Raw genomic sequence first — 21,727 nt, 5'->3', positions numbered from 1 at the left:
TTTCCCCTAAATCTTTCCGGTTTTAAAATTAGCGCAGCGTAACCGCATTGGCTGTGCTTTGTATTTATCTGTCATAAAAAACAACGATTATGAAAATCAACAACCTGCTAATCGGCCTGGGTTTGACCTTAACCTTTGCCGGATGTTCAAAAGACCTCAAAAACTCGCCTACCCCACCAAAAAACGGCGATACTACGGTAACAACGCCCCCTGCTCCAGTTCCTTATACCATTACCGAGGATTTTGAACAGGGAAGTAAAACTGCCTATGCAGCGGCAGATGTAAGCCTGAGTACAGGCAGCTGGAATTTTAACGATGCACTAATAGGTAATCTTGCCGCCGACCTGAAAGATGGCAGTAAATCGGTAAGGATCCGTACCGGGGATATCACCATGAATTTTGATATCAATGGCCTTAAAACTTTGTATATAAAACACGGCAAATATGGTACCGATGCCACATCGACATGGCAGTTACTGATGTCGACCGACGGAGGAGCGAATTACACCCAGGTAGGCGCAGATATTACCGAAACCAATACAACACTGGTAACCGACTCATTTAAAGTTAGCGTTACAGGCAAAGTCAGGTTCGAGATTAAAAAAGCAGGTACAACCCGCATCAATATTGATGATATTACCTTTAAAGGTACCGGCGATCCGGGTATAACCATTGGTACACCAGATACCGGCAGCGGCGATACAGCCGGAGGCTCAAGTGCATCAACTCCGCGTGATGTTACTGCCGGTGCTGATGCGCCCCCCACAAGCGGCGATAACAGTAACCTGCTTTTCGGCAACCCATCAAACGCGCTTTCTACACTGGCCTCAATGGATAACTATCTGATAGACCAGAAATACTATGTAGAGTCATATAACGCAACCAAAGGCGAGCCAAACTGGGTTAGCTGGCACCTTGATGCTACCAATACAACCAATGCTACCAGTCGCCTTGATAATTTTGCAGGCTGGAGCGGCTTGCCGGCAACATGGTACCAGGTAGAGAGCAACAGCTACTCGGGCAGCGGGTTCGACAGGGGGCATAATTGCCCTTCGGCCGACCGTACCAGCTCAACTGATGCTAACTCATCAACTTTCCTCATGACCAACATGATACCGCAGGCGCCTCAAAACAATCAGCAAACCTGGGCAAACCTTGAAAATTATTTGCGCGAGCAGGTAGTTGCCGGTAACGAGGTTTATATTATTATGGGCAGCTATGGCACCGGGGGTATCGGATCAAACGGTGCCGCCAGCACAATTAACAGCGGTCACGTAAACGTACCAAGCAACGTTTGGAAAGTTGCCCTCATCATTCCAAAAGGTGATGGTGACGTAGCAAGGGTTACCGCTTCAACAAGGGTTATAGCGGTAAACACGCCTAATATCAACACCATCAATTCTGACTGGACTAAGTACATTACTACCATCAAGGATATTGAAACCGCAACAGGCTATACTCTGCTATCAAGCCTGCCTGCTTCAGTTAGGACAGCACTTGAAGTTAAGGTAGATACCGGCGCTTCAGGATCTTAAAAGCCAATAATTTGAAAAAGAGAAGCCGGAGGTACTACCTTCGGCTTTTTGTTGATATTTTTGAAGTGTTCAACTTTTTAAAAACGGGTGTTCAGCTTTTTTAAATTCATTTTTACAACTATCTGATTATCAGAAACAAGCCGTTCAATTCAGCTTATCATACATTTTTTTATTATTTATAAACACCTGATTATCAAGCAATAAAACTCAAACAAAAACAACAAGTGTTCACACTTTTAAAAATTGAACACCTGCCGTTTATGCTTATTTGCTAATACTGATACCATATTAGGGTGAGATCAGTCCACTCCTTTTACATTCATTTTTAAAACGTAAACCGCTTTGGAGGCTGTCATAAACAGGATGTTCTTATCCTTTCCACCGAAACAGATATTAGCAGTCCATGGTTCGTCAATATCGATATGGCCTATCTTTTCGCCTTTGGGATTAACTATAGTAACGCCTTTGCCGCACATATAAATATTGCCATGTTCGTCGATTGTCATCCCGTCGCATCCCATAGCGATGAACAGGGTGCGGTTAGATAGGGTACCATCTTTATTGATATCATAACGGTAGGTTTTGTTATCACCGATATCGGCAACATACAGGGTCTTGCCATCCGGTGTGCCTATGATGCCATTAGGGCGTACAAATTTATCATCAACCATTATAGCCGGTGCTTTGCCTTTGGCCAGGAAATACAGTTTTTGTCCGTCGAGGTCCGGTTGTTTGCGGGTCCAGTAATCACGCTGGTAATAGGGATCGGTGATGTAAATGCCACCATCTGGACGTACCCAAACATCATTAGGGCCGTTAAATTTATGCCCCTGGTAATCTTTCAGTAAAACAGTCACCTTACCTTTAGGGCTGATAGACCAAAGCTGGTCGTCAGCATCGGCACAACTAATCAGGTTACCTTTTTTGTCAAAATACATCCCGTTTGACCGGCCTGCGCTATCCAGGAAAACAGAAAGCTTGCCATCAGTATCGTATTTCCAGATCTTGTTATTAGGCTGATCGGTAAAAAACACATTACCTTTTTTATCAACAGCAGGTCCCTCGGTAAACGAAAATTGTTTGGCCACTAACTGAGGTTTGGTATTGGGTTCGTACAAATTGGTTTCAGTTTGGGCGAATACCTTAACTGACAGTGCCGATATAAACAGAATAAGAGCAGGGAGTTTTTTCATAGTTTACGGAATGTTATAATGGTTTTGCTAAAGTAATATGTTTTTGAGACTGATTATTTTACAGGGGTAAAATATTTGATACAAGTAGTGGATTTGTATGGTTGATGAGTTGAATAACCTATCATTTAGCACTATTCACAATCTCATTAAAAAGAACTAATTAAAAACGCTATTTTTGCACCTTTATTAAAATACCGTACATCACATGAGTATTGCATTATCCGAACAGGAAATTATTCGCCGCGAATCCTTACAACAGTTACGTGCACTGGGTATTAACCCTTACCCTGCCGAAGCTTTTAATGTTAACGCCTGGGCACAGGACATAGCCGATAATTTTAAGGATAAACCCGAGGCCTACCAGGATGTTGTAATTGCAGGCAGGATCATGACCCGCCGTATCATGGGCAGCGCATCGTTTGCTGAATTACAGGATTCAACCGGTCGCATGCAGATTTACCTGAAACGCGATGATATTTGTCCTGGTGAGGATAAAACTTTATATAACACTGTATTTAAAAAACTGCTGGACATTGGTGACTACGTTGGCGTAAAAGGCTACGTTTTTACTACCCAAACCGGCGAGATCTCGGTTCACGTACGTGAATTGGTTGTACTTTCAAAATCGTTGAAGCCACTGCCGGTTGTTAAACGTGAAGACGACGGAACCATCCACGATGGCTTTACCGACCCTGAATTGCGTTACCGTCAGCGTTATGTTGACTTAACCGTTAACCCGGATTATAAACAAATTTTCATCAACCGCTCAAAAGTGATCAGCGCTATGCGCAATTACTTTAATGGTCAGGGATGGATGGAGGTTGAAACCCCTATCCTACAGCCTGTACATGGTGGCGCAGCGGCCCGTCCGTTTGCTACCCATCATAACACGCTTGATATGCCGCTATTTTTACGTATCGCCAACGAGCTTTACTTAAAAAGGCTTATCGTAGCCGGCTTTGACGGCGTTTATGAATTTGGTAAAATGTTCCGTAACGAGGGTATGGACCGTACCCACAACCCGGAGTTTACCGCTATGGAAATTTATGTAGCCTATAAAGACTACATATGGATGATGGCCATGGTTGAAGAATGTCTGGAGACTGTTGCAAGAGCGGTTCACGGCATTCCTGTTGTACAGGTTGGCAGCAATGAAATTAACTTCGCAGGCCCGTACGAAAAGCTATCCATGTATGATTCGATCCTGAAATATACTGGTATCGATGTATCAGCCATGGATGAAGCTGGTTTACGCGAGGTTTGCGCAGAATTGAAAATAGAAATCAACCCAAGTATGGGCAAAGGCAAGCTGATCGATGAGATCTTCAGCGCTAAAGTTGAGCATCACCTGATCCAGCCTACTTATATTACCGACTACCCTATCGAAATGACTCCGCTTGCCAAAAAGCACCGTACTAAAGACGGGCTGGTAGAGCGCTTCGAGTTATTCGTTAATGGTAAAGAGATAGCAAACGCTTACTCTGAACTTAACGATCCAATTGACCAACGCGAGCGTTTGGAAGAGCAGTTGATCCTTGCCGGTCGTGGTGATGATGAAGCCATGGCAATGGATGACGACTTTTTACGCGCCCTTGAATATGGTATGCCGCCAACATCAGGTTTAGGTATTGGTATCGATAGATTGGTTATGTTGATGACTAATCAAAGCACCATCCAGGAAGTATTATTCTTCCCCCAAATGCGCCCCGAGAAAAAGGCTAAAGTTGCAACAGCCGAAGATTTTGTAAAAATCGGTGTACGTACCGAGTGGATACCGGTTTTAAATGCAATGGGCTTCAATACCGTTGAAGAGTTAAAAGCAGCTAACCCCAACAAAGTATTTAACGATCTTGGCGGAATGCGCAAAAAATTAAAACTGGATATTACTATGCCAACCAAAGAAGAGGTAATGGCTTGGTTTGCATAGTGATATATAACAGTAACTTCTTTTTTTAATTCTGCATTTTGTGATATATTTGAAATAGGATTTACACAGCAATAAAAATCACTGTGTAAATCCACCTTGATCATATCACATTTTAATGAAATTAAACCTGCGCGTTCTCACTTTTAAAAGAGAACATTTCCCTCAGAAGGCCATAATGCGGCCAACCTCTAATTTTACCGCATATTTTTCGGGCGAAGGAGAACTTCCGGAAACCAATGAAAATAGTGTGCCGGCTCAAGAAGCCAAAACTCCTGAAGAAATAGCAAATCCTGATGCGGTATGCGCATTATGCAAAACGGATTATGGAACACCGCTTAACAAACTTTCGGTTTATCCTATTTGCGACAGCTGCAGCGTCGATCTCGAAAAAAAGATCTTCCCGCTGTGGGTTAAGCTCTTTTTTGGCGGTGTACTATTGCTGGTTGTATTTTCCATATTCTGGAACTGGCGCTTTTATGCGGCGTACAATAATTTAAACAAAGCCAATATGGCTTTTTCAAAATCAGATGTTTCAAATGCGGCACAATTAATGACCAAAGCGGCCGAGGAGGTGCCCGAAACCCGCGATCTTGTACAAATGGCCGCCTATTTCCGTGGTATTGAATTTTTGTCAAAAGATAAATCAGCTTTTGCTTTAGCCGAATTTAACAAATGCACAGACCTGGGCGCTGATTTTCACATTAACCAGTGGGTACTCAACTCCGAAATTGGCGTTGCTTATGACAAAAAAGATTACCCCATGTTTTTAAAAACATCAAGAGCTATTTTAGGGCTTGATTCTACAGTAGCCCAATCATGGGCAGGAGTAGCCTCGGCATATGCCTGTTTATACGCACAAAATGGACAGGACTCGCTAAAACAGCTTTCGCTGCAATACCTTCAAAAGGCCAGAAAAATGGATGATACCAGCGCTGTATCAAAAGATTATACAGGCCGGATCTTATATAGGATTGATAGCAAACAAATCATCAGTCGTGACGAGTTTCTGAAAAAATTCCCTAATGGTTACACCTCTGCTTTAAACAAATAAATATGTTCATTCCTGGTATTCTTATCTCTATTGCTACCTTTCCCGGCGTTATTGTACATGAGTTTGCACACCTGTTTTTTTGCAGGTTACGCAAAGTAGCTGTTTTCGATGTTTGTTATTTCAGATTTGCCAACCCGGTAGGTTATGTGATTCATGAAAACACCAACAATTTTTATACAACCTTTTTAATAAGCATGGGCCCGTTTTTTATAAATACCTTATTATGCCTGCTTATTTGCATCCCGGCTTATATCCCCATTAGTTATTTCAATGTCGATCACCCGTTATCGTATTTTTTGATGTGGCTTGGCGTGTCGATAGGTATGCATGCAATACCATCAAACCAGGATGCCAAAAACTTATTTGACCAGGCAAAAGTGAAAGCCAAAGAAAAAAACGTGTTAGCCATCGTATCTTTTCCAATTATCGGACTGATTTATCTATTTAATGTGCTGCGTTTCTTCTGGGCCGATTTTTTCTACGGTATTGGTATCGGCGTTGGCTTACCTTCGCTGCTTTTTAAATAATGCTAACAAACGAAAATCCGGCTATCACAATTTCTTAACAAAAGCTTAAAAAAAATAATACTTTCATTTAAAAAGAGTTAGCTAATATTGTAATAAACATATATTACAAAATATCATGACCAACTCAATATTGGAGATCACCGAAAACGAATACCTAATCAAACTTAACAGGAGCAATTTCAACCTGTCGTTCATCAGGAGTTTATTGAAACTTGTTGAAGTGGCCAACCCGTCTGAAGAATCTGAATATTCATCATACACAGACAGCTACGTTCAGCCTTATCAAAACCATTCAGCTACGCCTGATTATTTCAGCGCCATTGAAGAAAAATAAAAGGGACGCGGTTTTCGCGTCCCTTTTATTTTTTATTCCTTTTTTCTATTTGTTCTTTTTCTTAGAACTGACGATATCCACCCCTTACTACCTGCTTATCCATCTGTGCCAACTGGCCTTTCATCATTTTGATCTGCTCGGTAAGCAATTTGTTCTTATCATCCTTTGAAGCTTCTGACAAATACATTTGGGCTTCGCGCTTGTTACGTTTTGCCATTGAAATACCGGCCAGGCTTAACTTCGCCAACGCAACATTATGCGACATCTTCATTCCCAGCGATAAAGCTTTCTTAAAGTATTTCTCCGATTTCATTGGCGCTTTGCGCGATTCAATCAAGCCGATCAGCAAGTTGTAATAACCATGCTGGTTTTTATGCAGCTGTTTTTCGTAATCGGTAATTTTTAACAACCACTCTTCTGATTTTTCAGAATTTTCCTTGCGTAAAAAATACTGGGCAATGATCATGTTTTCGTTAAAGAAGAAGCTAAGCAGTATAATACCGCCTATTAACAAAACTGGAATACCCCATCCCCAAAAGCCGAATGCACAAAGCGCGACCGCCGTACCCATCACTACACAAGCAATAACTAACCGAACAATATTTGACATAATTTTGTGATACTAATATTAGCGCAAATATCTGTTTATTTGTACGCTTAATCAACTTCTATCTAAATATTTATGGCGATTGCATTACCACCATCGTGGCTCGAGGTTTTAAAACATGAATTTGATAAACCTTACATGGTAAAACTTAAACAATTTTTAAAGGAAGAGCAGCAATCGGGGCAAGTTGTTTATCCTAAAAACGGCGAGATCTTCAATGCTTTTAACACCACACATTTTGATAATGTAAAGGTAGTAATATTGGGGCAGGACCCCTACCACGGGCCGCACCAGGCTCATGGCCTTTCATTTTCAGTGCAAAAAGGCATTGCCATCCCCCGCTCACTCATGAATATCTATAAAGAGCTTCAAAACGATATTCCGGGATTTAAAATCCCAGCGCATGGCAACCTCGAAGAATGGGCTAAACAAGGTGTGTTGTTATTGAATGCTACACTAACCGTTAGGGCTGGCAATGCAGGCTCGCACCAAAAAAGAGGTTGGGAAGAATTTACTGATGAGGTGATCAAAACCATCTCTGATAAAAAAGAAGGCATTGTATTTATACTTTGGGGAGCTTTTGCCCAATCAAAAGCAGTTTTGATAGACGAAAAGAAACATTTTATTATTCGTTCCCCTCATCCCTCGCCTTTCTCAGCCGATCGCGGTTTTTTTGGCAGTAAGCCTTTTTCAAAAACCAATGAGATATTGAAGAAAGAGGGCAAAAAAGAAATTGACTGGCAAATACATTAGCCCCCCGGCCCCCTAAAAGGGGAGGTCTTATAAACAAGAAAAGCTTTGCATTGGCAAAGCTTTTCTTGTTTATATTATATGTACCTAACCTCCCCCTTTAGGGGGCCGGGGGGCTAATACTCCAGCGGCACTATAGGCTCTTTTTTACTGGTCGACATGATCATCATTGTCTGGAATGTTTTTACCACAGTGATGCGGCTAATCTTTTCCATGATCAGTTGCTCGTACGATTTAATATCACGCACGTACACCTTTAGTAAAAAATCGCACTGACCGGTTACGTGATGACATTCTGTTACCTCCTTAATATTCTTGATCTCATCCAAAAAAGTTTGAATAGTGTTTTTCTGATGAAAATCAAGCGAGATCTGGATAAAGGTTTTGATACCTAATCCTAACTTCTCCTCATCTACCAGGGCATGGTAGCTTTTTATGTATTCGGCGTTCTCAAGTTTACGCACGCGTTCAAGAGTAGGTGCTGGTGAAAGCCCTATCTCGTTAGACAGCTGGAGATTGGTTATCCTTCCGTTTTCCTGTAAAATCTTGAGTATCTGTAGGTCTATTTTATCTAATTCGGCGGCCATAGTTGTATGCAAATATAGTATTTTCCTCGCTTCGCAAAATTTAATTTTTCTTTAAAGTACTTCAACAAAAACATATTTCCTAACGTTTATTTTTTTAGATTAGTCTAAATTTTTTATTAGATTTGTTTAAATGAATACTTTAGCCGAGGAAAACTACTTAAAAGCCATCTATCATCTTGCTGTAAATGATGGAAATGCAAGTACAAATCAAATCGCATCCTCGCTAAATACCAAGGCATCTTCGGTTACCGACATGCTGAAAAAGCTTGCTGATAAGGCGCTTATCAACTACACTCCCTATCAGGGCGTGAACCTCACTCCTTCTGGCGAAAAGATAGCTATAGGCATTATCCGTAAGCACCGGCTGTGGGAATATTTTTTAGTGGAGAAACTTAACTTTAAATGGGACCAGGTACATGACCTTGCCGAAGAGATGGAACATATTTCGTCGGAAGAACTGATTGACCGCCTCGACAAGTTTATGGGTTATCCCAAACATGACCCTCATGGCGACCCGATACCGGATTGTAATGGCCGTTTTGACACGCACGAATTAAAACCTGTTTCGGCTGCAACCGTCAATCAAAGCGGCGTTATTGCAGGCGTACGTGATCATAGCTCATCCTTTTTACAATACCTAGATAAAAAACAGCTTACCATCGGCTGCAAAATCATAATCACTGATATTATTGAATATGACCATTCGGTAGTGGTGCAAACAGGCAATAAAGAAGTGCATATCAGCCGCGAGGTAGCCAATAACCTGCTTATAGCCCTATGAACAATACACACAACGAATCTTTAGGTAATGTACACGGATCTGTAACCACCGAAAACAAAACCGGATGGCGCAAGCTGATGGCTTTTTTGGGCCCGGCTTACCTGGTAAGCGTAGGCTATATGGATCCGGGAAACTGGGCTACAGATATTGCCGGTGGTAGTGCTTTTGGTTATAAGCTGATTTGGGTACTGTTTGTATCAAACATGATAGCGTTGCTCCTGCAATCGCTGGCAGCACGATTAGGAATAGTGCGCGGGCTCGACCTTGCGCAGGCCTCTAAAAATGCCTACCCACGATTTGTAAACTTCTGGCTGTACATATTGGCACAGATAGCGATAGTAGCCTGCGATCTTGCCGAAATCATAGGTATGGCCATCGGTTTAAAACTGCTGTTTCACCTGCCGTTGATCTGGGGCGTATCGCTTACTATTACCGATACTGTGCTGATGCTTTATCTCATGAACAAGGGCATGCGCAAACTTGAGGGCTTTATCATTTCGATGATCTTCGTTGTTGGCATGTCTTTCCTGGTAGAGATGTTTATCGTTAAACCGGATGTTATAGAAGTTGCAAAGGGCTTTATTCCCGGCAATCTGTTCAAAGGCGATAAAATAAGCCAGCAAATGCTTTATATAGCCATTGGCATTATTGGTGCTACGGTGATGCCTCATAACCTGTACCTGCATTCATCGCTGGTACAAACCCGGCAAATAACCCGTACAGAGGAAGGGTTCAAGGCAGCTATTAAGTTCAATCTATTTGATACCGTTATTGCCCTTAACCTCGCCTTTTTTGTAAATGCGGCTATTTTAATATTGGCTGCAAGCGCTTTTTTCAGGAATGGTTATTTTGAGGTTGCAGAAATTCAGGATGCATTTAAGCTACTGGAACATATTTTCGGAGCTATTGCTCCTACATTATTTGCGATAGCGCTCATCGCCTCAGGCCAAAGCTCAACCATTACCGGCACACTTGCCGGCCAAATCATTATGGAGGGGCACATCAACCTGCGGATAGAACCCTGGTTACGCCGACTCTTAACCCGGGTGCTGGCTATTGTACCGGCTGTATTCACTATACTTTATTACGGAGAGGAAGGATTAGGAAAACTCCTGATCTTAAGCCAGGTTGTACTGAGCCTTCAACTGGGTTTTGCCGTAATCCCGCTTATCCATTTCACATCCGACAGAAAAAGGATGGGCAAGTTTGCTATCAACTTCCAAACAAGGGCGTTGGCATGGGGAAGCGCACTATTAATTGTTGCCCTAAATGCCAAACTGGTATATGAACAAATTGGCGATTGGGTAAACGGCACATCATCACCGGTATGGATCTATGCTATAGTGGTTCCGATTGTCATTGGGATAGCAATATTGCTGATCTATGTGTTTATACGCCCGTTGTTGTTTAAACATTACGACCGGCCTGCTATCGTACCACATGGTATAGCCAATGCTATAACTGAGCTCAATGCTATAACTTATGATCATATCGGTATAACGATAGATTTTTCAAAAAATGACACAGAATGCCTGCGTCACGCCATTATGCAGGGAGGAAAAAAAGCTGGTTATACATTAATACACGTTGTTGAAACTGCCGGTGCCCGTTACTATGGAGGAGAGGTAATGGATAACGAAACCCAGGTTGATTTTGACAACCTGGATAAATATGTGTGCGCACTAAAAAATCTCGGTTATAACGCGCAGGGGCAAATTGGGTATGGCAATCCGGCCGGCGCCATTGCTGAAATTGTGAAAGATCAAAATATTGATTTTATTGTAATGGGCTCGCACGGGCACAAAGCATTGAAGGATCTTATATTTGGCACTACTGTAAATTCCGTGAGGCATATGGTTAATGTGCCTGTACTGGTGGTAAAGCCACAATCAAACTAATTTTGTAAGTTTGCGGTTTGATAATTATGAGCCAGGATAACATCTATATAAAAAATAAAAAAGCTTACTTTGAATACCATATACTTGACAAATATGTGGCAGGCATACAACTGCTGGGTACCGAAATCAAATCGATAAGGCAAGGGAAAGCTAACATTAACGACGCATTTTGCACTTTCATCAACAACCAGTTGTATGTACGCAATCTGCATATTTCTGAGTACTCGTTTGGCTCATTTTATAACCATGAAGCTAAACGCGACCGTATCTTACTGTTAAACAAAAAAGAACTCAAAAAGCTCCAAACCCGCGGCGAAGAACGAGGGTTAACCATAGTTCCGCTGGCATTATTTATCAGTGAACGAGGCTTTGCCAAATTGGAAATTGGCCTTGCACAAGGCAAAAAGACATATGATAAACGCGAAACTATGAAAGAGCGCGATACTAAAATTGAACTAGACAGGGTGATGAAGAGATAGCCCCCCAGCCCCCTAAAGGGGGAGCTTTTGATTGGCATACTTAGTAATAAGGCCCGGGTTTAGAAATCCGGGCCTTATTTTGTTAGTTAAATATTTGATTAATGCGCCAAAAGCTCCCCCTTTAGGGGGCTGGGGGGCTACCACGCCTTATCCCCTACCAACGGCACAAACCTAAAGGTATCCAGCACGATTTTCTCATAGTCATTTTCGCTTACCTTCAAAATTGTAACCATCTGTTGGGTTTCTTCATCCCCAACCGGGATAACCAGGATACCGCCTATGTTCAATTGCTTTAACAGTACCTCCGGAACAGTTGGTGCACCGGCAGTAACAATAATTTTATCATAAGGTGCGTATTCGGATATGCCGATGGAGCCATCGCCAAGAAAAAAGTGAGCATTATACCCCATTTCATTAGGCAATACATATTTGGTGCGGTGGTAGAGTTTTTCCTGACGTTCTATTGTATAAACAGTGGCCCCAAGCTCAAGGAGGATACAGGTTTGATAGCCAGAACCCGTGCCTATTTCAAGTACTTTATCTCCCTTACGGATATGCAGCAGTTCGGTTTGATAGGCCACAGTATAGGGTTGCGAGATAGTTTGACCCTCGCCTATCGGGAACGCAATATCCCTGTAAGCCTGGTTCCAGAAAGTTTCATCAAAAAAACAATGACGTTTCACTTTGCCAATAGCTTCTAAAACGTGTTCATCGCCAATTCCCTTTTTTCTTAAAACATCAACCAATCTTTTACGGGCGCCCTGTTCGCGGTAATTATCAATATACTTGTAAGCCATTTTCAAAGGCAAAGTTAATACGAATTTTCACAGAATTTCCGCTATAAACGTGATTTGAGGCTTGAAACCATTTATATGCTTCATTAGTAAAAATTTAAAATTTAATTTCCAAACAGCGCTCTCCCAAAACAGGAAACGCCGGGCAAATTACCCGGCGCTTCTTGTTTTGTGTAATAAAGAATTTATATCTCTCTGCTGCTATCCCATTTCTCCAAATAATCGGCCACACGCCTTACAAAAGACCCACCTAAAGCACCATCTACAACACGGTGGTCATACGACAGTGAAAGGAACATCATATGGCGTATAGCGATCATATCGCCTTCTTTAGTTTCAATTACGGCCGGCTTTTTCTTGATAGCGCCTACGGCTAAAATAGCCACCTGAGGTTGATTAATAATAGGCGTGCCCATTACGTTACCAAACGAGCCAACGTTGGTAATAGTAAACGTACCTTCTTTTACATCATCGGGCAGCAACTTGCCGTTGCGTGCGCGGTTTGCCAGGTCATTAACTGCCTTTGTTAAGCCAACAAGGTTAAGCTCATCTGCCTTTTTAATTACAGGCACAATCAGGTTACCATTTGGCAAAGCCGTAGCCATGCTGATATTGATTGCGGCTTTTTTAATGATCTGAGTACCGTTAACCGACACATTGATCATCGGGAAATCCTTAAGAGCTTTCGCTACAGCCTCAATAAATATAGGCGTAAAGGTTATTTTTTCACCCTCGCGCTTTTCAAAGCTATTCTTTATTTTTTCACGCCACAATACAAGATTGGTAACATCGGCCTCCACAAATGAGGTAACATGAGGCGATGTCTGTTTGCTCATTACCATATGGTCGGCAATCAAGCGGCGCATCCTATCCATTTCTATGATCTCGTCGGCACCCGATACCGAAGCGGCAACAGCAGGTTGTTGCTCAACAGGCGCCGTTTTGGGCACCTCGGCTTTTGCAGGCCCGGCCGTAGCAGGAACCACCGGTTGAGGTATAGGATCAGGATTTTGCACAGGGGCTTTTGCCTGTTCCGCAACAGGAACCGGATCTGCTTTTTTAACAGGCTCGGCAACCTTTACCGGTTCGGTGTATTGAGCATTAACCGGCTCAAACGACTGTCCATTTTGAGCAACCGACGAGGTTTTTGCCTGCAGATAATTTAGCAGGTCATCTTTAGTAAGGCGCCCTTCTGAACCGGTGCCAGGAATGCTATCAAGCTCATCAATGCTGATACCTTCCTGCGTAGCTATATTTCTTACAAGCGGCGAATAAAAGCGCCCTTCAGATTTAAATGCAGGAACAATAGGTGAGCTCTTCTGCTCAAGCTGATCAATACCGGGAATACCGGATAAATCTTCTGGTTGAATTTCGTTCAGTTCAGGTTCAGGAGTTTTTTCAACTTCTTTAAACGGAACAGTTTCGTGATAAGTTGAGTCTGCTATTTTCAGTTCTTCGGCAGGTCGAAGCGCAGCTTCCTCTGGCTGGGCAATTACCGATGCTGTTTCAGGCTCATCAGTTTCGATGATAGCTATAACCGCACCAACCTGTACAACATCATTTTCTTTATACAGTTGTTCAACTAACTTACCTGCTACAGGCGAAGGTACATCAGAGTCGACTTTATCAGTAGCGATTTCCATCACCGCGTCGTCGGCATTTACCTTATCACCTGGATTTTTAACCCATTTGATAACGGTTGCCTCAGCAACACTCTCCCCCATTTTTGGCAATAACAGCTGGTATCTGGCCATACAGTAGAATATAGTTTAACTCCAAAATTATGTATTTAAATCTTTACTTTTTAATTTCAGTAAGCAAAGTATTCAACATTGACAGCGCCATTACAGCACTTCGTTCAATGTTTTGCCGGCGTTTACTGCCAAATGTATGTTTTTTTATTAATGATTTCTCTTTTGCTGCAACTGCAATCCACACAGTACCAACGGGTTTATCCTCCGTTCCACCACCCGGACCGGCTACACCTGTAATAGCAACAGCCAAATCCGACTTAAAATTTAACAGTGCACCTTCCACCATTTCCTTTACAGTTTCTTCGCTAACGGCTCCGTGCTGCCATAAAGTTTCGTTCTTTACGCCCAAAATGCTCTCCTTTAATTCATATGAATAAGACACAGCGCCACCTAAAAACACGTGCGATGAACCTGGATGCTGGGTAAACAAATGTGACAGATAGCCACCGGTACAGCTCTCGGCTACTGATAAAGTAAGGCCGCTTGCTTCCATCCTGTCAAGTATAGCCTTTTCAAGCGGGATATCCTGATCAATTACAAACGGCGAACCTATGCGCTCAATCAATCTGGCAGCAAATGCATCAACTTCTTTTTGCAAAGCAGCTTCATCATTACCAAAAGCACTTAAACGTAAACGTACCTGGCCTAATTTGGGCAGGTAGGCCAGTTTAATATATGATGGCAAAGCATTTTCAATATCCGCAATCCGCTCAGCCAAAAATGATTCACCCTCGCCAACGGTTAACAGTGTTTTATGTATAATTGAAGGGAGCTTCAAAGTAGCCTTAATTTTAGGCAGCACCTGCTCATCCATCATATACATCATCTCAAAAGGCACACCCGGCATTGACACGTAGATAACGCCGTTGTGATTAAACCACATACCCGGAGCAGTTCCATTTTCATTAAGCACAACCTCGCAATTAGCCGGAACAAGCGCCTGCTGCTTGTTAACTTCAAGTAACGGGCGGTTATATTTGGCAAAAATTCGTTCAACATTGGCAAGGGCCTCTCGGTTTTCAACAAGTTCTACGCCAAAATATTCGGCTAATGTTTTTTTGGTAATATCATCTTTGGTAGGGCCAAGGCCGCCTGTAATAAAAATAACATTGACCCTGTTAGCAGCCTCGGCCAATGCTTTCAGGATATGATCCTTATCATCGCTTATTGATGAAATCTGTTTTACCCTTACACCTATCTTATTAAGTTCGGTTGCCATCCAGGCCGAGTTGGTATCAACAATTTGTCCAATAAGTATCTCGTCGCCAATGGTAATTATTTCTGCCAGCATTATTATATTAATAAAAAGATGATTGTGGGTTGTAATCGCTTTTCTTGCTCAGTTTCAAATCCTGCAGGATAGACGCCTTCACCTTTAAAGTTACGTTATACATTTTATATACCCCAAAAGGAATCCACTGAAAGGCCAGATCCCAGCAATGCAAATCGCGGTATATCGAAAACGACGTTGCACTGGCAAATTTAGCTGCCTTAATATCATAAGTTGTAGTATACTGGATCTTCCACTTCTGCGTAAGGTTCACATCGCCTGAAATCTGCAGCGTATTGCTGGTTGTTTTGGTGTTTAAATAGTTTTGATAGCTAAAACTGTAGTTAAGCGAGATATTCCAGGGAACATTAAAGTCCACATAAGCATTTGGATCGCTGTTTACCAGGGCCAATCGTTGAGTTTGGGTTGGGTTCATGGTGGCAATGGTATTCAAAGCTGCATTGCCCGGTTTTGCCTTAGTTGAATTTAAACTTCCCCCCATGGAGATGTTTAAACCTGTTAAAGTTGGGAATTTACCATCCTGCCAGGTGTATCTGTTCACATAACGGGCTGTTTTTACGATCTGATTATTGGCGATAGAATCACTTACTATAGTTTCATAAGGATGAAATACTCCCGAAAAGCTGATGCTTAGTTTTTGATTAAAAATAGCGGTATGTCCCGAAAAGGAAATGTCCGACAGTTTCATCGAATCTGCCGCAAAGTTATAAAAGGTTGAGAACGACAGGCCCTGCAAAATGGTGATCTTTCTGTCGGTGCCGGATGTATCCGTGCTTTTGGCTTTTACCTTTGCTTCTATCGTGTTATCTACCGAAAAGTTTAAACCAGCCTGTTTACCTGCTGATGGGCCGCCGTAAACACCGTTCTGAAAAATAGAATATTTTTGATAAGTATATGGATAAGGTACAGTGGCCGTACTTACAGCTGTTTTATAATAACCGAAGCTCGGATCACTAAAATCAGGACGGTAGCTGAAACTTATTGAAGGCGTAGCCACATGCCTGATGGCTTTCAGGTTGCCATGCTTAAAGTTTATGGTACCGTATAATTTGGTTGATAAACCTGTGCTTATACTGTACTCTCCGGCACGCTTAAAGCCAGGTATGGTATCAGTGATCAACTGGTTTGAGCCGGCGATGCTCCCCCTCTCAAACCGTTCATTAATGCTTTGAAAATACCAGCGTTCGGTATAGTTAAAACTGTTATTGAATTGAAAGTATTTTAACACGTTTAAACCTAAACTAACCGGAATTGTGTGCTGAAACCCGTTTTGCAAGCGCTTTGATAAAGTTTCGCTCTTGAACAATTGGCTTTCGGGGATATCGCTCAACTTATTGGTACCCACCAAATTGTAACTGACAGTAATTTTCTGATACCATTTTTGTTCACCCACCCTGTTTTTTGAATCGAAGGGGTTTATCGACGACATACCGAAAGCGATGGTAGGTAATTCGATATTTACTGTTTTACGGGCGATATCCTGGCTATGCGAAATACCTATACTTAAGTTAAAAGGTGTACCTGCCCAGGTTTTGCCATAAGCTATACTTGAACGTAAACTACTTTGAGCAATAGAGTTAACATTATAATTACTTGCCGATGGTGTATTCTTGAAGAAGCCCGAAGTACCAGCATCAACCGAAGCACTGAAAGTTGAGCCGGGATTGGCATTGGCATCCTGCACATGCGACCAGTAGATGTGGGCATCTTTAGTTGCCGGATCACCCTCCAGGCCATAGTTATGCGAGCCAAAGCTTAGCGTAACGTTACCGGTATATTTATAGCGTTTGAGGTACCGTGCAGTACTGCTTAATTCATATGAGCCTTTTGAATAGATAGAGCCCGTTGTGGTTAAATCAACATAATCACTTATACCTATATAATATCCAAGGCCTTTCAGATAAAAACCAAGGGTATTGTCCTCACCAAAAGTTGGTAAAATAACACCTGATGTCCTGGTATCGGGCTTGGGGAAAAACCCGAAAGGTATCCCTAATGGTAAAGGCACCCCTTCAATTTCAAGATAAGCGGGCCCGGATATGATACGCTTCTTTTCGCCGATACCGCGTGTTATTACTATACCGAAATGCGTATCAGGGTATGGCAAATCGCAGGTGCTGAAAATTACGTTACGGTAGGCAACCTCATCATCATTAAGCTTTTTTGCCTGGCCGCCCGAAATAAAGTTACCTTCCTGCTCGGACGCCGGGTTATAGATCTTTACCTTTTTTGTTTGATAATTAAAAATAAGCGAATCGGATGCTACCGGCTTATCCGTTTTTTGTTTCATGATAGGCCGACGGGTATACTGATGCGTACGCGGATCGATACTTCCCCTTGCAAATATGAGGTGGTTTTTATCGTCAACCCTGATGTAATCTGCATCAAGCTCAAAGTCTTCATAAGTTACCCGGGCCTTGCCGTAAAAATAAGTAATCTGATGATCCCTGTCTGAGTGTGTTGAATCCTCGGCGGTTGCTTTTACTTCCGATTGCAATCCACCTTTATTTTTTTTTGTGGTATCATTTGCAGGTAAAGAATTTACCGGTTTACCGTTTCGAAGTGGTGTAATTGAACCCGATTTTTTACCTTTAAGAAGTTTCTTATCACGAAGCGAATCAAGTTTGATAATAGTATCAGTTAATGGCCTCCGGCCATAGCTGTTATTTAAAACAGTACCTGCGTTAGCAAACCCATTTACTATTAATATAATTGCAAGCAGAAAAAAAAAGGTTATGGATTTCAAAATTGATTATGAATAGTATTTTTGCAGATATAGTTAACAGCGTTCAAAAATAATGAAAAATAAGGCATTGAAAAGATTGATTTATAGTTTGTGGGTATTGCTGGTTCTCCTTTCATTTTTTCCATTTAAATCGTACAGCTCAATTTCAACCAATACACTTCGTATTCAAAGCGATACTGTTATAAACAACAGCGGCTTTAAGATCAAGACCATTATCATCGACCCCGGGCATGGTGGCAAGCCGTCGGCCTCTACAGGTCATTATTCGCACGGTGCATCGGGCTCTTATTCGTCAGAAAGGAATGTAACGCTGGCTATTGGCTTTAAATTGCAGGCTGCTATAGAAAAAGAATTGACCGGCGTAAAGGCGGTAATGACCCGAACCACCGAAGATGATGTTTCTTTTGAACGCAGGGCCGAGATTGCCAACGAAAACAAGGGGCAGCTATTCATTTCACTGCACTGTAACTCTTTATCAGACAGAACCATTCGCGAAAAAGTTGGCACCAAACGCCATAAAGCGGTGTACCGTACGGTTAGGGTTCCGGACAGATCGGGCAAAGGTGTACTGATTTTGGTTTACGGTTTACACCGTACCCGTGAAGAGGAAAGTGCTATCCAGAAAAATCAGGTTGGCGAAGAATCAGAACTTGACGGCGGCGCATTGGACCCGAACGACCCAATGACAATTATTTTAACAAACGAATACAAAAGAAAATTCAGGCAGCAAAGTATTAAACTTGCAACCCTTATCAACGGTGAATTTACCGATACCGACGGAAGGCGCAGCGAAGGTATCAGGGAACAGGGTATTTACGTACTTTGCCATAGCGCAATGCCATCGGTATTGGTTGAAACAGGCTACATCAACAATCCCGACGACGAAAAATACCTTAATTCGGAAGAGGGACAAAATGAGATCGTGGCTTCAATTATCCGTGCTTTAACAAGCTATAAAAAAGAGATGGAACAGGTTTCGCAATAATTATCAAAGCCAAACTGTTACCTTCTGCTCAAATAAAACGTACATTATAAAACATATAAGCTCAATTTCAGGTTTATAACCTTAAACACAATTAACGCATAAACTCTACTTAATGAAAATCTCTAACGAAACCAAAATTGGTGCACTCACGGCCATTGCAATTACTATACTCATATTAGGTTACAGTTATTTACGCGGTAATGATATTTTTTCAGGATCAAATAAATATTACGCTATTTATAACAGTGTTGAAGGGTTAACCGTTTCAAAACCTGTACTGGTAAACGGCTTCCAGATAGGCCGCATCTCTAAAATGCAGCTTCAACCAGACGGGCGTACCGTGGTTGAATTTAAAATTGAACCAGATGTAGTTGTACCAAAAAACACGCTTGCCAAGCTGGAAAGTACCGATTTATTAGGTAGTAAAGCCATTGTTTTTGAGTTAGGCAACAGCAACGTGCCTGCCGAAGACAAGGATACGCTTAAAGCTGATATCCAGGGTAGCCTTGCCGAAAGCCTGCAGCCTATTCAAAAAAAGGCGGAAATGCTGATCACCAAGCTTGACTCATCTTTAACTGCGGTAAACAAGATCCTGAACCCTAACTTTCAGAAAAACATCGACCGCAGCTTCATGAGCATTGCCAACTCTTTGCAAACCCTTGAAGGAACTACAAAGAAAATAGATAGACTTGTTGGTTCACAAAGCAGCCATATTGATGCCATACTTGGCAATGCCGAAGTTGTATCGGGCAACCTGAAAACAAGTACAGCACACCTTAATGGCATGACTGCCAATTTTGAAAAAGTAAGTAACGATGTTGCTGCTGCCAACCTGAAGCAAACGCTTGATAACGCCAACAAAGCAATGGCCGATTTACAGGCTACTATCGCTAAGATCAATGCAGGCCAGGGCTCTTTAGGCTTGTTGCTTAATGATGATAAGATGTACAAAAACCTTACAGATGCATCAAACAACCTCAACAACCTGTTTATTGATCTGAAAGCACATCCAAAACGCTATGTGAGCTTCTCGGTATTCGGCGGTAAAAAAGATTAATAAAGAGCTGAAAGCATAAAGCCTAAAGCTATACGTGGAGTTAATGAATAAACTTTAGATAATTAGAAGCTTTCAGCCTTCGGCTTTAAGCATTCAGCTCCCTACTCTATAAAAAAGGTTTTCCCCTCAATTGCAAGTTCAGTTGAGGGGAAAATTGTTTTAGCCTCTTCCAATAACTCGTTCAGGGTTTTATAGCGGGCCGAAAAATGGCCGATCAGCAGTTTTTTTGCGTTTGTTTTCAGGGCTATCTCTCCGGCCTGTAATGCCGTAGTATGATGGGTTATAACAGCCCTGTCAAGCATATCATTTAAAAATGTAGCTTCATGGTAAAGTAGCGTTGCATTAGCTATTTGAGCAAAATAGCTTTCATTATACATCGTATCTGAACAATACGCGTACGTTTTAGGCTCGGCCGAATCGGTGGTCAGTTCCTCATTTTTGTAAACGTTGCCTTTTTCGTCCGTATAATCCCCCCCCTTTTTTAATATTGAATAATAGGCTACAGAGATATTGAGGTTTTCTATTTTCTCTTTGATCAGTTTACGGAGTCTTTTCTTTTCTTTAAACAAAAAGCCGGTACAGGCAATGCGATGATCAAGCGGTATGGTTTCAACAACAACATCGTTATTGCTGATCACAATCTCGCGTTGCTCAGCATTAGTAAATATGTATTCGATAGGAAACTGCAGCTCGGTATCTGAGTATTTTAATTGCAGATCAATTATTTCTTTTAAAGGCGCGGGACATGCCAATGTAAGCGCCTTTTTACGCCCGTTGAGATGCATGGATGACAGTAAACCAACCAGGCCTAAATAATGATCGCCGTGAAGATGACTGATTAAAATATGATCAATGCGGCTGGCTTTGATATCAAAGCGGAGCATTTGCTGCTGCGTGCCTTCGCCGCAGTCTATTAAATACAGGCGCTCATTGATATTGAGCACCTGTGAAGTGGGATTTCTGTTAAAGATGGGAGTTGCAGAGCTGCTGCCAAGGATTGTTACCTCAAATTTCATAACAGGTAAACAATCAAATGGTTTATCTTACTTCTTTTTTTAACTCTTTTTCAATCTCTTCCATAAAAATATGATCGACACCTTCTTCGGCAGTTGGAACAATGGTTAATACATTATCCAGCTGTGATATGGTTACCAAACGGGCAACCGCATCATTTAAACCCGCCAGAATGAAGGAACCTGCAGCATTTTTACACAAGCGGTGACCAACCAACAAACTGCTTAAGCCCGATGAATCGGCATATTTCACCTGCGACAAGTCGAGAATAATGTTGCGCTGGCCCTCTGTATTGATCAATATCAATTCAGACTTTAACTGAGGCGTTACTATTGAATTTAATTTTGACTCATTAAGCTTCAATAATATATATTTCTCATGTTTATCTACAGTAAATTTCATTCTTATTAAATTTAA

Annotated in this window: 20 protein-coding genes; 11 read left to right on the top strand and 9 right to left on the bottom strand. The window is 41.9% G+C overall.

Features of this window, described 5'->3' with window-relative positions; all coding sequences use genetic code 11:
- The first annotated feature begins 89 nt into the window (after nucleotides 1–89).
- Entirely contained in the window at nucleotides 90–1,535 is a 1,446-nt protein-coding gene (locus tag AC59JO_RS19580) for a DNA/RNA non-specific endonuclease (RefSeq protein ID WP_497307325.1), read from the top strand.
- Nucleotides 1,536–1,834: 299 nt separating this feature from the next.
- Here AC59JO_RS19580 and AC59JO_RS19575 read toward each other — a convergent pair whose 3' ends face one another.
- Nucleotides 1,835–2,728, bottom strand: a complete 894-nt coding sequence (locus AC59JO_RS19575; RefSeq protein WP_497307323.1) for an SMP-30/gluconolactonase/LRE family protein — start codon at nucleotides 2,726–2,728, stop codon at nucleotides 1,835–1,837.
- 205 nt (nucleotides 2,729–2,933) lie between these two features.
- On the opposite strand from AC59JO_RS19575, the gene lysS reads away from it, so the two are divergent.
- The 4 genes from lysS (at nucleotide 2,934) to AC59JO_RS19555 (ending at nucleotide 6,567) form a co-directional block, all read left to right on the top strand.
- Nucleotides 2,934–4,655 (top strand): lysine--tRNA ligase, encoded by a 1,722-nt coding sequence (gene lysS / locus AC59JO_RS19570; RefSeq protein ID WP_413667567.1) that lies wholly within the window; start codon nucleotides 2,934–2,936, stop codon nucleotides 4,653–4,655.
- A gap of 115 nt (nucleotides 4,656–4,770) precedes the next feature.
- Nucleotides 4,771–5,706 (top strand): hypothetical protein, encoded by a 936-nt coding sequence (locus AC59JO_RS19565; RefSeq protein WP_413667566.1) that lies wholly within the window; start codon nucleotides 4,771–4,773, stop codon nucleotides 5,704–5,706.
- A gap of 2 nt (nucleotides 5,707–5,708) precedes the next feature.
- The gene (locus AC59JO_RS19560; RefSeq protein ID WP_413667565.1) at nucleotides 5,709–6,233 is read left to right on the top strand and encodes a hypothetical protein; all 525 of its coding nucleotides are present in this window, start codon (nucleotides 5,709–5,711) and stop codon (nucleotides 6,231–6,233) included.
- A 115-nt stretch (nucleotides 6,234–6,348) separates the two neighbouring features.
- On the top strand, nucleotides 6,349–6,567 hold the full coding sequence (locus AC59JO_RS19555; RefSeq protein WP_090527160.1) for a hypothetical protein: 219 nt from the start codon (nucleotides 6,349–6,351) through the stop codon (nucleotides 6,565–6,567).
- Between the two features lie 61 nt (nucleotides 6,568–6,628).
- Here AC59JO_RS19555 and AC59JO_RS19550 read toward each other — a convergent pair whose 3' ends face one another.
- On the bottom strand, nucleotides 6,629–7,177 hold the full coding sequence (locus tag AC59JO_RS19550; protein WP_413667564.1) for a DUF2892 domain-containing protein: 549 nt from the start codon (nucleotides 7,175–7,177) through the stop codon (nucleotides 6,629–6,631).
- A gap of 72 nt (nucleotides 7,178–7,249) precedes the next feature.
- Between AC59JO_RS19550 and ung the strand changes: the two genes are divergently transcribed.
- Complete coding sequence (gene ung / locus AC59JO_RS19545) at nucleotides 7,250–7,927, top strand: uracil-DNA glycosylase (RefSeq protein WP_497307319.1); 678 nt, start codon at nucleotides 7,250–7,252, stop codon at nucleotides 7,925–7,927.
- Nucleotides 7,928–8,040: 113 nt separating this feature from the next.
- Here ung and AC59JO_RS19540 read toward each other — a convergent pair whose 3' ends face one another.
- Nucleotides 8,041–8,511, bottom strand: a complete 471-nt coding sequence (locus AC59JO_RS19540) for an Lrp/AsnC family transcriptional regulator (RefSeq protein ID WP_022832833.1) — start codon at nucleotides 8,509–8,511, stop codon at nucleotides 8,041–8,043.
- A 130-nt stretch (nucleotides 8,512–8,641) separates the two neighbouring features.
- Between AC59JO_RS19540 and AC59JO_RS19535 the strand changes: the two genes are divergently transcribed.
- Genes AC59JO_RS19535 through smpB form a run of 3 tightly spaced genes read left to right on the top strand, consistent with a single transcriptional unit; the run spans nucleotide 8,642 to nucleotide 11,669 of the window.
- A complete protein-coding gene (locus tag AC59JO_RS19535) occupies nucleotides 8,642–9,292 on the top strand; it encodes a metal-dependent transcriptional regulator (RefSeq protein WP_497307317.1) in 651 nt (216 codons plus the stop codon).
- Nucleotides 9,289–11,190: an Nramp family divalent metal transporter gene (locus AC59JO_RS19530; RefSeq protein ID WP_497307315.1), complete on the top strand. Its 1,902-nt coding sequence runs from the start codon at nucleotides 9,289–9,291 to the stop codon at nucleotides 11,188–11,190. Before AC59JO_RS19535 ends, AC59JO_RS19530 begins: the two co-directional genes overlap by 4 nt.
- Nucleotides 11,191–11,216: 26 nt before the next feature.
- Nucleotides 11,217–11,669 (top strand): SsrA-binding protein SmpB, encoded by a 453-nt coding sequence (smpB, locus tag AC59JO_RS19525; RefSeq protein ID WP_090527145.1) that lies wholly within the window; start codon nucleotides 11,217–11,219, stop codon nucleotides 11,667–11,669.
- A gap of 137 nt (nucleotides 11,670–11,806) precedes the next feature.
- Here smpB and AC59JO_RS19520 read toward each other — a convergent pair whose 3' ends face one another.
- From AC59JO_RS19520 to AC59JO_RS19505, 4 genes are all read right to left on the bottom strand, one after another.
- A complete protein-coding gene (locus tag AC59JO_RS19520) occupies nucleotides 11,807–12,466 on the bottom strand; it encodes a protein-L-isoaspartate(D-aspartate) O-methyltransferase (protein ID WP_413667560.1) in 660 nt (219 codons plus the stop codon).
- A gap of 182 nt (nucleotides 12,467–12,648) precedes the next feature.
- Nucleotides 12,649–14,217, bottom strand: coding sequence for a dihydrolipoamide acetyltransferase family protein (locus AC59JO_RS19515; protein WP_497307312.1), 1,569 nt, complete (start codon nucleotides 14,215–14,217; stop codon nucleotides 12,649–12,651).
- Nucleotides 14,218–14,260: 43 nt separating this feature from the next.
- Nucleotides 14,261–15,508, bottom strand: coding sequence for a competence/damage-inducible protein A (locus tag AC59JO_RS19510; RefSeq protein ID WP_497307310.1), 1,248 nt, complete (start codon nucleotides 15,506–15,508; stop codon nucleotides 14,261–14,263).
- Between the two features lie 7 nt (nucleotides 15,509–15,515).
- Complete coding sequence (locus AC59JO_RS19505) at nucleotides 15,516–18,254, bottom strand: putative LPS assembly protein LptD (protein ID WP_497307308.1); 2,739 nt, start codon at nucleotides 18,252–18,254, stop codon at nucleotides 15,516–15,518.
- Nucleotides 18,255–18,306: 52 nt separating this feature from the next.
- Here AC59JO_RS19505 and AC59JO_RS19500 point away from each other — a divergent pair, with 52 nt between their 5' ends.
- Together AC59JO_RS19500 and AC59JO_RS19495 are read left to right on the top strand one after the other, a co-directional pair.
- Nucleotides 18,307–19,239, top strand: coding sequence for an N-acetylmuramoyl-L-alanine amidase family protein (locus tag AC59JO_RS19500; RefSeq protein ID WP_413667556.1), 933 nt, complete (start codon nucleotides 18,307–18,309; stop codon nucleotides 19,237–19,239).
- A gap of 112 nt (nucleotides 19,240–19,351) precedes the next feature.
- Nucleotides 19,352–20,296 carry an MlaD family protein gene (locus tag AC59JO_RS19495; RefSeq protein ID WP_091211671.1) on the top strand — a complete coding sequence of 315 codons (945 nt, stop codon included), beginning with the start codon at nucleotides 19,352–19,354 and terminating at the stop codon, nucleotides 20,294–20,296.
- A gap of 101 nt (nucleotides 20,297–20,397) precedes the next feature.
- Here AC59JO_RS19495 and AC59JO_RS19490 read toward each other — a convergent pair whose 3' ends face one another.
- Together AC59JO_RS19490 and AC59JO_RS19485 are read right to left on the bottom strand one after the other, a co-directional pair.
- Nucleotides 20,398–21,312 (bottom strand): ribonuclease Z, encoded by a 915-nt coding sequence (locus AC59JO_RS19490; protein ID WP_413667555.1) that lies wholly within the window; start codon nucleotides 21,310–21,312, stop codon nucleotides 20,398–20,400.
- A gap of 22 nt (nucleotides 21,313–21,334) precedes the next feature.
- Nucleotides 21,335–21,712 (bottom strand): STAS domain-containing protein, encoded by a 378-nt coding sequence (locus AC59JO_RS19485; RefSeq protein ID WP_091211669.1) that lies wholly within the window; start codon nucleotides 21,710–21,712, stop codon nucleotides 21,335–21,337.
- Nucleotides 21,713–21,727 lie beyond the last annotated feature (15 nt).

This window comes from Mucilaginibacter sp. A5337, from assembly GCF_059690695.1.
The sequence above is the reverse complement of the archived record's forward strand: the minus strand, read 5'-3'. Positions and strand labels throughout refer to the sequence as shown.